The sequence below is a fragment of the uncultured Helicobacter sp. genome (genome assembly GCF_937906905.1).
GTDB lineage: Bacteria > Campylobacterota > Campylobacteria > Campylobacterales > Helicobacteraceae > Helicobacter_B.
Genome location: NZ_CALERY010000027.1, coordinates 1 through 13285 on the forward strand (window position 1 = coordinate 1; position 13285 = coordinate 13285).

The 13285-nt window shown below is 45.6% G+C and carries 14 protein-coding genes and 1 other RNA gene; 4 read left to right on the forward strand and 11 right to left on the reverse strand.

Annotation, left to right across the window (positions count from 1 at the left end; translation table 11 throughout):
- The coding region (locus Q0171_RS06675; protein ID WP_299328074.1) for a type II toxin-antitoxin system YafQ family toxin at nucleotides 1–221 on the forward strand (221 nt) is incomplete at its 5' end.
- A gap of 156 nt (nucleotides 222–377) precedes the next feature.
- Here Q0171_RS06675 and Q0171_RS06680 read toward each other — a convergent pair.
- The 6 genes from Q0171_RS06680 to Q0171_RS06705 are packed head-to-tail and all read right to left on the reverse strand — an operon-like array spanning nucleotide 378 to nucleotide 3441.
- Nucleotides 378–944 (reverse strand): hypothetical protein, encoded by a 567-nt coding sequence (locus Q0171_RS06680; protein ID WP_299328076.1) that lies wholly within the window; start codon nucleotides 942–944, stop codon nucleotides 378–380.
- Nucleotides 934–1203, reverse strand: a complete 270-nt coding sequence (locus Q0171_RS06685) for a tetratricopeptide repeat protein (RefSeq protein WP_299328078.1) — start codon at nucleotides 1201–1203, stop codon at nucleotides 934–936. The genes Q0171_RS06680 and Q0171_RS06685 overlap by 11 nt, the downstream gene beginning before the upstream one ends.
- An 18-nt stretch (nucleotides 1204–1221) precedes the next feature.
- A complete protein-coding gene (gene acpS, locus Q0171_RS06690) occupies nucleotides 1222–1638 on the reverse strand; it encodes a holo-ACP synthase (protein WP_299328080.1) in 417 nt (138 codons plus the stop codon).
- 41 nt (nucleotides 1639–1679) lie between these two features.
- The gene (locus Q0171_RS06695) at nucleotides 1680–2228 is read right to left on the reverse strand and encodes a flagellar basal body-associated FliL family protein (protein ID WP_299328082.1); all 549 of its coding nucleotides are present in this window, start codon (nucleotides 2226–2228) and stop codon (nucleotides 1680–1682) included.
- The gene (locus Q0171_RS06700; protein WP_299328084.1) at nucleotides 2229–3086 is read right to left on the reverse strand and encodes an RsmD family RNA methyltransferase; all 858 of its coding nucleotides are present in this window, start codon (nucleotides 3084–3086) and stop codon (nucleotides 2229–2231) included.
- A complete protein-coding gene (locus tag Q0171_RS06705) occupies nucleotides 3076–3441 on the reverse strand; it encodes a hypothetical protein (protein ID WP_299328086.1) in 366 nt (121 codons plus the stop codon). Before Q0171_RS06705 ends, Q0171_RS06700 begins: the two co-directional genes overlap by 11 nt.
- A 208-nt stretch (nucleotides 3442–3649) precedes the next feature.
- Between Q0171_RS06705 and ffs the strand changes: the two genes are divergently transcribed.
- Nucleotides 3650–3747, forward strand: an RNA gene (gene ffs / locus Q0171_RS06710) — signal recognition particle sRNA small type.
- Between the two features lie 63 nt (nucleotides 3748–3810).
- On the opposite strand, the gene Q0171_RS06715 is transcribed toward ffs, so the two are convergent.
- Entirely contained in the window at nucleotides 3811–5133 is a 1323-nt protein-coding gene (locus Q0171_RS06715; RefSeq protein WP_299328088.1) for an MATE family efflux transporter, read from the reverse strand.
- A gap of 71 nt (nucleotides 5134–5204) precedes the next feature.
- On the opposite strand from Q0171_RS06715, the gene coaBC reads away from it, so the two are divergent.
- The gene (gene coaBC / locus Q0171_RS06720; protein ID WP_299328090.1) at nucleotides 5205–6785 is read left to right on the forward strand and encodes a bifunctional phosphopantothenoylcysteine decarboxylase/phosphopantothenate--cysteine ligase CoaBC; all 1581 of its coding nucleotides are present in this window, start codon (nucleotides 5205–5207) and stop codon (nucleotides 6783–6785) included.
- Between the two features lie 4 nt (nucleotides 6786–6789).
- Nucleotides 6790–7611 (forward strand): hypothetical protein, encoded by an 822-nt coding sequence (locus Q0171_RS06725; protein ID WP_299328092.1) that lies wholly within the window; start codon nucleotides 6790–6792, stop codon nucleotides 7609–7611.
- A gap of 189 nt (nucleotides 7612–7800) precedes the next feature.
- Here the strand turns inward: Q0171_RS06725 and Q0171_RS06730 are convergent, their stop codons facing one another.
- The 4 genes from Q0171_RS06730 to Q0171_RS06745 form a co-directional block, all read right to left on the reverse strand.
- Entirely contained in the window at nucleotides 7801–8952 is a 1152-nt protein-coding gene (locus Q0171_RS06730; RefSeq protein ID WP_299328094.1) for a hypothetical protein, read from the reverse strand.
- 270 nt (nucleotides 8953–9222) lie between these two features.
- Nucleotides 9223–11205 carry a motility associated factor glycosyltransferase family protein gene (locus tag Q0171_RS06735; protein WP_299328096.1) on the reverse strand — a complete coding sequence of 661 codons (1983 nt, stop codon included), beginning with the start codon at nucleotides 11203–11205 and terminating at the stop codon, nucleotides 9223–9225.
- A 197-nt stretch (nucleotides 11206–11402) separates the two neighbouring features.
- Nucleotides 11403–12674, reverse strand: coding sequence for an ATP-binding protein (locus Q0171_RS06740; protein ID WP_299328098.1), 1272 nt, complete (start codon nucleotides 12672–12674; stop codon nucleotides 11403–11405).
- Between the two features lie 145 nt (nucleotides 12675–12819).
- On the reverse strand, nucleotides 12820–13131 hold the full coding sequence (locus Q0171_RS06745) for a c-type cytochrome (protein WP_299328100.1): 312 nt from the start codon (nucleotides 13129–13131) through the stop codon (nucleotides 12820–12822).
- Nucleotides 13132–13285: the final 154 nt, after the last annotated feature.

Below are 13285 nucleotides of genomic sequence, written 5' to 3' on the forward strand. Positions count from 1 at the left end.
AAACAAAAGACAAAGATTTGACTGACGCGCTTATAGACAAGCTAGCCACAGGACAGCCCCTAGAGCCAAAGCACAAAGACCACGCATTAAGTGGGAATTTACAGGGCTTTAGAGAGTGCCACATCAAGCCAGATTTGCTGCTCATTTATGAGCTATGCGATGATATTTTGCAGCTTAATGCCTTGCGTGTGGGGAGTCATAGCAAATTGTTTAAAAAGTAGTAAGTTATAAAAGGCTAGATTCTAGCAATAACCCCATTATTCGTCATTACGAGGGAGCGAAGCAACTGCGACTAATCCATAAAAACAAAGCGATTTTTCCCTCGTCGTTATAAGTGCCAGGAAGCACAATAAAAAAAAGAGATTGCAAGCAAAGTCTCACATAGAATCTGGCTTGTCCAAAAGCTCATCGATGACACAGAGCTGGTATTGCAAAAAGCGGACAACCAAGTCAAGCTTATTTGGTGTGTCTTGGAGCTCTGGCATTTTTAGCCCTTCAAACAGCACGAGCAGTTTCTCGCGCAAATCCTCTAGCAGCATCTTGTGATCACGGCTTAAGCCAGCTTCCGCTTGAGCGGGAGAGATGATTTTGCCAGCTTTGGTAGGGCTAGATTCTATGCTAGTTTTGGGAAGCTTGGGCTTGGAGGTGCTGGTGTGTGGCGCGCTGGATTTGGGCACAGACCCCCTGCCAGAATCTAGCCCAGACCGCCCAAAATCATCTCCGCTAGAATCTAGGCTCTGGTTTGATAGCGCGCTTGAGCGCAAGCCCGCTTGCGAATCTGCATGAGCTTGACTTGGCTCGTGCATTTGCCCAGATTCTCGTATCTGGTCGCGCACCCCTACACTACCAGGCTCTACGCCAAACACCTGCTCGCCAGAATCCCCAGCACCAGAGTCTTGTGCTACTTCATCAAGCGTTTGCAATACCAAATCTTTAAGATCCATGCTGCCCCCTATTGCTTGATAAAAGCCACTGCTCGAGCTTCTGGTAGTCGCGCTGTGTGCTCGCATTGACAAATAGCTCGAGCTTGTCGCGATTGACTCCATGAAAATTATGTTTTTTGGTCTTTAGACGCACGAGTGCGCGTTTGAATCGCTCATCGTGGGGATTTTGCTTGAGCAGCTCCTCATAGATAATGATCGCTTCTTCGGTATGTCCTTGCATTTCATAGATACCCGCTAGCGTGCTGGTGTTAATCGACATGGATTCTCCTGTGGTGATTTAGCTAGACGATATAGAGCGCTTGCCAATGCAATGCGTAGCGCCACTGGCTCTGTGAGACTTTTCAATCGCCACCACCGCGATAGCAAACCCACCATCATGGCTTATGCTAAGTGCGATTTCTCCGGCACCAAACTCCTCGCACTTCCTAGAATCCAGTCGCATATTCGGCGCACCCGCTGGCGCATAAGACACGCACATATCGTGGAATCTAAGCCTATCGCCTATCCCTACACCAAGGGCTTTGGCGCACGCTTCTTTCGCCGCCCAAAATCCCGCCACACTTCTGGGTGAGAAATCTCGCTTAGAGAGTGCTGCTATCTCATCTTCACACAAAAAGCGCGCCAAAAAGCGCGCGCCAAAACGCCCAAGTGATTTCTCAATCCTAGCAATCACAATGATATCTACGCCAATCATAGGTTTGCCCTAGATTCTAGGACTGCTCTAATCACACTCCACTAGCCTTGCTGGACAAAGACATTGGAGTGAAACACATGTGTTACCTCGCCATCAAGCATAAACTCATTGATTCTATTTCTTGCTTCTTCAAGAGCGCGTTGCCTGCCTTTGACCGTTTTCATCTCTTCTGGCGTTTTGGTTGATAGCACATCGATAAATGTGTGCTTGATGATATCCATTTTACGCTCGGCTTCGACATGGACTTTTTCGTTACTAAGCGCAATGGAGAGATAAATTGACAAATACGCATCGCGTCCTTGGGTAGAGAGATTGACAATAAGCGGACCCTCTTTCCCCGTTACCACCAAAATCGGTCCAACATTCATAAGCGTAGGATCAGAGCCTACAGATCCGGTCTTTTTGGTTTTAACCTGCTCTTGCTTGACTGGAGCAGATTCTTTTGACTGCTCCTCCTCATCTCCACCACTCATTAGCATGATTACCACCACGCCTACGATGATAAGCACAAGCACTGCCCCGATGATGACAAATAGCATCATCTTGTTGCCACCCTTTTGCTGCTCCTGCGCTTCTTGCTCTTCTGCCATTTATGCTCCTTGTGTGAAATAAGTCAGCGTGCTTTTACCAAACCGCCTCGTTTTGTGCTGGACAAACCTACCAATCTGCTGCGCAAACATATATTCGCTGCTGTGCTCAATGATGATGTGGCGCAGATTTAGGCTACTGATAGAAGCGGCAAGGTTAGCACATTTTTCATAAATATCAGCATAATTTTCGCGGATACAAAATGGCGGATCCAGATACAAAATCCCCTTAAGTGCGCAGGATTCTAACCATGCAAGCACGCTGGGCAAGATTATGAAGCTATCGCCACGCAGCATATAGGCTCGCTGGGACGCCTCCGCTTGTGGGCATAAACTCACGCAATCTATGAGATCTAAAGCGCCAGAATCTAATCTGCTAAAATCCTGCCCTTTAGATTCTACAAAATCTAGCGCGCGGTGTGTAGCTATGGGGAGCAGAGAGAGATTGCGCTCTAGGGCATGAAGCGCGCGCAAATCCTGCTCGCAAAACACCCCTACCCTAGCCCCTCGGCTAAGCGCCTCTATCCCCATGCTTCCGCTCCCAGCAAATCCCTCTATGAAGCATGCGCCATATACCTCATGCGCCAAGGTATTGAAAAACGACTCGCGCACAATGGATTTTGTCGGGCGGGTGGTGGCAGAATCTCGCTTGGCGCTAGCATTAGCCAAATTAACTTGGCTATGAGAAGCTCTAGACTCTGTGGTGTTTTTGGATTCTTGGGGCTCTTTAGATTCTGGCATGTGGAGCTTTAGCCCGCGCCATTTTCCACCGATGACCCGAAGTGCTGGGGCTTGAGTAGTGTGGGCAGAATATTTACCCCTGGTGGATTTGACTCTAGTAGAGTGGGCTCTAGCGCGCATTTCCACCTGCACTTAAAATCTCATAGAGCCTATGGCGAAATTCGCGCAGTGTCTCTTCGATGAGTAAGTCGATTTGTATGAATATTTTTGAGTCTTTTGGGCTTAGTGCTTTGAGCTCGGGCTGGCAGTAAGTAGCGTAGAACACCTTGCAATTTGCCAGCAAGCTCTCTTGCGTGAAAGGCGTTTTGACATGTGTGCCACTTCCACTGCCCACAAGGCACACAGGCTTCATATCACAGCTTTGATAATCCGAAACAACAAACTCGCACTCCTCTAGTGGAGCAAGAAAGTCTTTAAGATACATTTCAAGGCTTTTTTGTAGCAATTCAGATTCGCATATCACAGCGATTTTCACACAAGCTCCTTTGATAGGTGGTAGCAGATTTGCTTGACGAGTCTAGCCAAATTGGCAGCTCAATGGCTAAGGTGCGATTATAGAAAAAGCACGCTCAAAAGTCCATAACAAAAGCTCGCAATGCGCAGAGCATTTTCCTTGCAGATTCTAGCATTTATGGCTAAATTTAGCGGGCTTTAAGTGCTAGATGGTATAATGCGTGCGCTCCTTTCTAGACCTATGCAAGGCTATTTTCAAGCAACGCTTCAGGGTGGGAACACAGCAGAGCACTTGGATTTGGCTTGTGCCGTAGGGATCTGGAAAGGGGTTTATCTCCCCAAGCTACTCTACTAAAATTTTGTCATTAACCCTTAAAATCTTTCATAGCCTTTAAAATCTCCCTTGCTTTTTCCATACGCCTTTTTTATACGCCAGATAGAAAACAAATGCGCGGATATAAGTCTCAATAAAAATCATCACAAACACCCACCACACGCCAAGCCCACACCAAATCCCAAGCCAAATAGGCAATATGCGAAATCCCCATACGCTGCACGCATTTAGCGCCAAGCTAAGCTTCGTAATCCCAGCTCCACGCAACACTCCATCAAGCACGAACACCACCACAAGCGGGACTTGTGAGAATCCCACGGCGATAAGATACCAGAGCGCGATTTGTGCGACCTGCTCATCGCGATAGAATATCTCACTAAGCGGAATTGCAAACACTGCAATCAACACGCCCAAAACCCCCATGATGATACTTGCAATTTGCAAAATCGTTTTATGCAAATCCATAGCGGCTTGGATTCTGCCAGTGCCGAGATTCTGTCCGGTGAGCGCCATCGCTGCGACCATGAAGCCAAATCCAGGCATAAGCACAAACGCCTCAATCCGCATGCCAATCTGTGAGCCAGCCACCGCCAAATCCCCAAAGCTAGCGATGAATTTTGTAGTAAGCACCAGCGAGCCAAGTGTCAAAAACCGCTCAAACCCAGCTGGTATCCCTATACGCAGCGCTGCCTTGACATACCGCCACTCTAGCACAAGTCTCCAAGACTCAAAGAAAAACCGCCCCTTTTTCCACACAAGCCACGCAAAAACCCCAAGCTCAAGCACATAGGTCAGCACCCCAGAGAGTGCTGCCCCCACGATATCAAGCTCAAGCCCAAAAATCAGCACGATATTTGCCCCTATGCAAAACCCAGTAGAAAAAATCCGCACGATAAATACGCTTAGCGTATCGCCTATGGCAGCAAATGCAGAGACGATAATATTACGCAAAAGCATAGCAGGGATTGACCAAATGGTAATAAGCAAAAATATCTCAATAAGCGCACTAGAATCCGGGCTGACCTCCATCCACACAATAAATGGGCTGATGAGCAAAAACGCCAATGCGATAATGGGCGCAGAGCAAAGCAAGCAGAGCGTGATAAGCGTGGAGAATGCAAGCCTAGCGCTTTGACTATCGCGCGCGCCATAGAGTCTGGAGATTTGGGCATTTGTGCCGACATAAAACACCGCATTAAGCGCGAAAAACAGCATGATAAACTGCGTGCTAACCGAGAGAGCGACGAGATACTCTTGCCCAAATCGCCCCATAAACGCCATGCCAAGGGCTAGCACAATAATATCAAGCAGTGAGTTTGCCGCAGAAGGAATGGCGATGCGCAGGATTTTACGCACTTTTTGCGGGTAGGTATAGACCATAATCACTCCTTGAATCAATACTGCAAGACAGAATCCAAAATATCAAATCATACTCCAAACTGCACCAAACAATGCTAAAATCCACATTCATAAGCAAGCATTATGAAGCAATTTTGCAAATCTCTGCCAAATCCACCATGAGGAATATCATAGAGAGGAATGTCATGAGCACCCCAAGCCCAGAATCCACACCACTATCGACATTACTTGCCCTACTAGAATCCATCGCGCTTCCCAGGAATATCTTGCTATGTGTGAGTGGCTCAATCGCCGCATACAAAGCGCTCGAGCTTGCCAGCACGCTAAAAAAGCTCCATATCAATGTCGCAGTTGTCATGAGTGAGAGTGCGAAAAAATTTATCGCCCCCCTAAGCTTTGAAGCGATTACACATATCAAAGTCCTACATGCAGATACAGAGAGCTGGGAAAATGGCAAACAAGCCCTTGCAGCAGACATATTGCCAGAATCTAAATCACTAGATTCTGGTGCGCCAGAATCCTGCAACCATATCGCCTATGCGCGCTGGGCACAGCTATGTATCCTAGCCCCTGCGAGTGCAAATTCTCTTGCCAAGCTCGCGCATGGAATTGCTGATACGCTGCCTATCCAGACGCTACTTGCTACAAATGCGCCTATCCTCTGTGCGCCAGCAATGAATACACAAATGCTTCTCTGTGCGCAAACACAAGCAAATCTCGCCACACTCTCAAACATGGGCATACAAATCATCGCGCCGCGCGTGGGATTGCTAGCATGCAACACCACTGGATCTGGCGCACTAGCAAACATAGAGGAGATTCTATTTGCCTTGCTTACTGCTGGCATGAATGGCGCGGTGGATTCTAGCCTAGAATCTAATGCAAGTAGAAATGCTGCTAGATTCTGGTGCGCCAAAGAAGTGTGCATAACAGGCGGAGGAGCCAGCGCAATGATAGATTCTGTGCGCGCAATCACCAATCACTCAAGCGGTCTGCAAGCAAGCGCGCTAGCTATCGCCCTCCATAGTCTAGGGGCGAAAGTTACACTTATCGCAAGCGCTTTCCCCCTGCCTCTCCCAGAAGCTATCCGCAAGATTCATGCTACAAGCAATGAAGACTTCACACATGCTTTGGCACAAGTCGCACAAGAGCGCAAGCAGCCAGAATCTAAACAATCTTTAGATTCTGGAGACCCACGAGTGGTGCTTTTTATGGCAGCAGCGTTAGTGGATTTTGCCCCAGAATCTGCCAAAGAGCACAAAATCAAAAAACATGACACAAATAGCACGCTTCAACTAACGCTCATGCAAAAAAGCGATGTGCTCTCTAGCCTTAGTGAGAGCGACTTTGTGAAAATTGGCTTCAAAGCCGAAGATAACCTAGAATCCGCCCTGCCAAACGCACTCTCTATGCTATACCCAAGTGGCGTGCCAGATGAGTCTAATACAGGGCGGCTTGGTAAGGGCTGCGAGATTGTCTGCCTAAACACACTAGAATCTAATCCCTTTGGCTCAATAAACAATCGCTTCACCCTGCTTAATCGCCAAAGCCTGCACGATAAGCATACAATTGTGCAGTGCGAGAGCGACTCCAAGCTCGCGCTCGCGTATAAAATCGCGCATTTCGTGCAAACCACACTAGAATCCACTGCCCCAGAGTGCGCAAAATCCTAATGCCATGCTCCATAAACTTAGCCAAATCGACAAACTCGCTGCCACAAAATCCGCAAGCAATCCCAGCAAAGCCAGCGGACATACTCCCAAGCACTTTAACGCCAATCTCCCTGTCCTACTCAATGTCCTAGCCAAAGCACAGGGCAATAGCTATCTCCTAAAGCTTGGCAACACAACTATCCAAACTCAAGCCCACGCTCCGCTACAAGTAGGCAAAAGCTACTGGGCAAACATGCAAAAAAATGCTGCAGGGCAAATCATCATCAATAATCTCGTGCAAAAACCCGCCATAGATTCTGCGCTAAAGCACATGCCCCTCAAACTTAGCATGGAGGATTTGCGACATTTAGCCAGCGAGCCAAAGGCGTTTATACAAGAGCTAAAGGAGTTTCTGCTCTCCCAGCTTAGCACCACGATGAGCCAGCATGATTTTAAAGAGCTATCACTTCTCGCACTCTCGCTCACACAAGAGGTTTTATCACTTGTAGTGCATGAAGATGGGCACGATCATCTAGTCCAAATCGCAACAGCAAAATCCAATACGCTTGACTTCTATGCGATTTTTCCACGGCTTGGTCCAATCAGCGGACAAATCTGGCAAGAAATCACCCCAAAAGACTCAAGCCAAAAGGCTGGATTGATGAAACAGCCACGAGATACACAAAAGCGCATATGTGCGCACCTTCATGTGATGAACGATAGGGTCAAAGAGCTACTGCTTACTCATATCAATGAGCTGGAGTTTGATCTACAAATCTTTAGCGATCGCGCACCAAAGGAGCTTTTTGCCCTTGGTGGGACTTCGCTGCTAGATGTGCGCACATAGCCACAGATTTATTAGGATCTCTCCAGAATCCACACGCCAAAATCTAGCTATCAATCAATCCACAGCCAAAATCAGCAAGAAATCTAACAAAACTTAAAAAATACAAAAACTAAGAGTAGAAAGAGCGATGAGAGTTTGAAGCAAGCAAGCTACTGCCCATGGACAGCAGCTTGCAGAAGTGCAAATGGCTTAGAATACAAGCTTTGCAAATGCTAGAGCATTGTGGAATTGGACATTATTGCCAAATCCATTGCCTACATAGCCACCGCCTACATCAAGAGCCAAGCCTTCTCGCATAAAGCTTAGTCCTAAATCAAACACACGCACAGAAGCTACTGCTGAAAACTCACTATAATCGCCACCAGCATAGAGCACATCAAGTTTGACTCGCTCGTGTTCTACCCCACCAAAGGCATACCAAGTGCTTGTCCCTGCACCAAAATACCCAGTATGTGAAGGCATCATATAGCGACCATAGAAGCGAGTGTTATCGCTGATTGTTTTAATCCCAGCACTATCGCCGACCATATACCAACCACCACCAAGCTTGAACATCTCTTGGAAGCGGAGTTCTTCTTCAAGCTGCACGAACATTGTGTTGCCATTCCAGCCATTTTGCCACATAAACTTACCAGAAGTGATAGATTTCACTCCGCCGCCACCTAGCACAAGTGCTGCTCTAGTCCCCGCTTGAAGCACATTGCTTTGTGAGTAAGAATCTAGGAAGTAATGCACAAATGGATCGACTTGGAAAACACCAAAGTCAAGATTCGCACCACCAGCTATCACATCGCGCTGACCAAAGCCAAAGTTATTGAAGCTTGATGGGAAGCGATGATAGGCTGTTAGCTCACTTGCGATACGCCCTGGCAGCACACCAAATGTCGTGTAGTCATTCGCCCAAGTAGCCCAAATGTTCGACTTGCCCATATTGTAGCTAAAGCCCACACCCTGCATATAGCTTTTGAGCCAATCTGCTTTCATAAAGTTGCCATCAAATCGCCCAACATAGAAGTCAAATGTGCCATTGTAGCGGAAATACAAATCAGACAAATCAATGTATTTATCGCCATAAACGCTGTGTTTGGCATAGTCGTTTGTCGCCCAAATTTGTGAGCCGCCCCAGCCGCCAACACCAAATCCAACGCTGTTAGATCCAATATCAATACCCAGATGTCCAGTGAAGCCACCATAATTGATACCATCTTTATTAAGGTGCATATAATCGCCAAATTCTTGATTATACACTGCACCTAAATGCCCAAATAGCTCTACATTCGCACTCGCACCTGTGGCAACTGCTGAAGCAAGAACAGCACTTACTAAAAGTTTGCTTTTCATCTTGTGTCCTTTGTTGTGAAGTTGAGCTTTGCTCGTGGAAAGTATATCGACAAAAAATCAAGGAGTTTAAATGGGAAAGTTAATGACTTTCTACATTTTTCTATATGTAATGCTGCATAAAGTGCGACAATTTGGCGGCTGCAGAATGTTTGATAAGCTTTGAGAGCACAAGTGTGGCTTAGATCTATCCTCAATTTACTCCCAATAATCTCTCGCTAGATTCTCCCCAAAATCCAGCTAGATTCTCGAGAAATTCGCACTTTTGCGACATTAGCGTTTGCTTTTCTTATTGCTTGAGCTTTGAGCGATAGCCAAGTCGTCCTGGCTCCATTCATCAAGAGCTTTTTGTGTAGTGTGGATAACGCAATCAATCCCTCCAGCAAGCGAAAAAAGCCAATATTTATGATAGTAGAGCCATTGAAGCTGCTTGGCACGCATATCTTCTTCATTGGCAGTATAGAGCACCAGAATCTTGGCAATATCAAGCTCCTGGTGGAAGATGTAGGACTGAATGGCGTCCATGAAGTAGCTTGTAAATTTACGCTCATTAAATAGCAGCTTGATATTATCAATCTTATCGCTTAGGGCGTTTAGCTTAGTGAAATTTATGCGATCAAGCTTGTTTTGGGCATTAAGCTTCTCAATATGTTCGAGCTCTTTTGCCAATTGCAAGAATACGCGCTCGATTTTGCGCTTTTGCATACTGCCATAGGAGATGATATCCTGTGCCTTTTTATAAGCCTGCTTAATGAGTTTTGCGCTTTGTTTGTGACTTGGTGCAGTGAGGGTGATGGGGGATTTTGGTCTATTTTCTTGACAGATAGTTTCCACAATCTGCGCAAATGGTAGCTCGGTTGTCCCTGCGATTCTCGCTCCACCCTCTGTGGAGTTGATAACCTCCATACCAGCTGGTGTGCGCGCAATATCTTTCTCAAAAAAATGCAAAAACAATTTCCAGATTTTGCTCGTCTCCACCTCGCCCATACCTCCATAGCGCGGGATAAAAATACCCTCTTTCTTATACTGCTTTTCTTGCGTGCCATAAATTGCATCTTTAGAATGCGATGTCCCGTCCTCGCCAAATGCCAAATCCTGACCGATAAAAATACAGCGTTTAAAGCGAGAAATCATCGCAAGCTCATACGCCATATTCGCTGCACTCATACCTACGCCAAGATACCCATACTCATCAAATCCAAACAAACTCGTATAACCAAATGGACGGAAGCTAAACTGGATCTGGCTACCCGCCACAGCGCGTTTGGTAGCTTCATGCACGATTGAAGTAAGGGCAAATATCACGCCATTTTGCGCGTCTTTTGGCGTATCTGTGTAGAATTTCGCACTCTCCTCCACACGCTCCAAACTTAGCACGATATCAGGCTTTATGCCATGTTTATGCAAAATAGGGAAGCTCGCATCGACACAAAGCAGCGTAGCATAAGGAGCGACTTTTTTGAGCAAGGGAAGCTGCTTATGCAGGCTGGGACCTGTGGAGATGATAATAGCGTTTTCGCGATTGCTAAGTGTAGCGACAAAATCCCGCAAGCTTGGCGTGCGCAAAGCATCTGGGAGATTCTTAATATGATGATAAATCCCAATGACCGAGTCTTTGGCATCATTACCCACACTTACAACAGCTTGCTCAATAGCCTTAATAAAGTAACCATTGATACGCAAGATATCTTCCTGATAATGCTCATAGTAATGGCAAGTAACAAGCAAATCGTAGGTTTTCACAAAGACACGCGAGTATTTATTGCTATCAAAGAGAGAATCCACGCCCATGTAGCCTATCTGTTTGGTATAAATGAGAGTGAGTTTGCGCTCTTGGATTTCTTGCGAAAAGTCCAGGAGATTTAATACGATAAAAATAATCTCTAGCTCTGGCTCAAAAACAACGATTCTCTGGCGCTGGGGATTAAAAAGCAAGCGCACTAACACACCGCTTCCTAGCCCATAGAGATAGAGAAATGGATAATACGAATAGGAGAGAAGCTGGGAGTTTTTCTCTATGATTTCATCAATTGGTTTTGTGAGATAGAGAGCCCGATTACTTTGCGTATCAATAATATTGTAATTAGCAGGGTCAGTATCCATGAAAACTTCATACCGCTGATTTGGGGCAAAAGATTTTAGCGCAAGAGTGAGCATAGGATCAACGCTAGCTAGGGCTTTGAGATTTCTTTGAAAATTATCCTCTATGGGCGCTTGGTGCTGGGCTTGGGAAAGATTTTGATGGCTATTTTGCATATAAATCCTTTAATCTATCTGCTGCTATCAAGGGCGCGCTGGGTATTGTGTAAAATCTTTGCAATAGCATAAGCAATTTTAAATCCACTAGAATCTACCTTGCCAGAATCTGCATTAGCACAAAATCCAATTTACAGATTCTAGTCGGTAGTTTTTAGAGAGCATGAGAGTCGATAGAGGCAAGCTAGCCCAAACTTTTAAAGCTTAGGCAAAAAGATTCTAAACTCCTTGCTTGGTGCATCAAGCTCTATGCGCCCAGAATGCGCATAGATAATCTGGCTAGAGAGTGCGAGCCCCAGTCCATTACCCTTAAGCTTTGTCGTAGCAAAAGGCTCAAAAAGAATATTTGGATCATCAAAGGGCTTACCAGTATCTTTGATGAAAAACTCCACCTCACTTTGCTTTGGTTTTTCTTGTCTCGCTTCACTTTGATCTCTCGCAACAATTTGAGCTCGTATGATAACCTGCCCGCTTTCATTTTCGCCCTCCTCTATCGCGTCAATCGCGTTGAAAAGGAAGTTTTGCAGGGCGATAAGGATTAGATCCCTATCGAGATAGGCAATCTTATCGACAAACTCAAATGAAAAATCAATATGCTTACTAAAACTATAGCTTCGCACAAAAGCATGTAGCTCATCTTGTAGCTCGAAAATCCGCACATGGGATTTGTGCGCGCTAATGCCTTTGGAGAAGAGCAGCGTAGCTTTAATAATACGCTCCACACGGAAAATAGATTTTTGCAATTCATCAATGATGGGGAGCTGGGAGTCTTGTGCGGATTTTTGCAGGAGACCTGCTAGAATCGAAATAGAGCCAATTGGATTCCGTATCTCGTGTGCCAAATGCGCAGAAATCTGCCCCATGGAGGCAAGGCGGGCTTGGCGCTTTTGCGTAGTAATATCCGTAGCGGTGATAAGTAAGCGATTTTGGAAAGAATTTGTCTGGATAAGGAAGATTTTTTTAGCATATTCAACTTCGGTTTGAAGTTGAATTGTGGGCGTGGATTGCTGGGTTTTAAGGTTTGGAATAGATTCTAGTATGGGAGAAATCTCAATAGCATGGGAGTTTCGATAGAAAAAGCTCCCATCATGGTTATAAACCCAAATCGCTTGGGGCAATGTCTCGATAAGCCACTCATAAAGCGCTTTAGCATCTTTGACATCTTTTTCATAGCGCGAGATGATTGTAATAAACTCTTCTAGAAGCTGCTTGATATTCTCTGGGTTTTCTTGGATTTCTCGCAAGAAGTCTTGCCCGCTTTTTTCATCATGCTCGCCATGCTCTTCTGTGAATGAAGGTGGTGGAGACGGCGTTATGGGTGATGTGCCAGTTTGATTTGGGCTGTGTGTATTGTTTGTATTTTTCGTGTTTGGAAATCCCTGGGGCTGTTTTGTTTTTTGCGGATTTTGCTTGGCACTTTGAATAAGCAAATCTTGCGAATCATGCAAGCTGTGAAAATTGGATTTCAAATCTATGCTCGATTACGGGATATGGGGATCCTATGAAGTCTCAACTAAGAGTTAGGGCTTGACTAATAGGTGAAGCTGGTCTTTAGATCCTGCAACCCAAGACCTAAAGTGCGCCCCCTATTCCGCCTCCCTAATCTCCTCTCCTTTATTTTTTCAATGTAGGGATATATTTTGCAAGCGCGTCGATTTCCTCATCAGTAAGAGCAGCAGCCTGTCCCCACATTGTCGCGCCAAGCCCGAAGTGATTAAGCGTCTTGGCTTTATAGCCTAGAAGATCGCTTTTAATCTCTTCTGCTGTCATTGTGTTTGTAATCTTACTTTTACCAAGCGCTTGTTTTTCCATGTTGGCACCATGGCACGCTTGGCACTTTGTTTTGATGATATCCGCTGGTTCAGCAGCATTAAGCGCGATCGCACAGCTAGCTAGAGCTAGTGAAGCAAGTAGTGTTTTTTTCATGGTCTCTCCTTAAATGGTGTTGTGAAAGCGCATTCTACAACGAAAAAATAAATAAATGCTTCATCTATTATTTATTCTGGCAGGTATTTGCTATTGATCAAATTTGGGAATTACTTTTGCTTTAATCCGTTTTAGTTTTCAAAGGATACCGGTT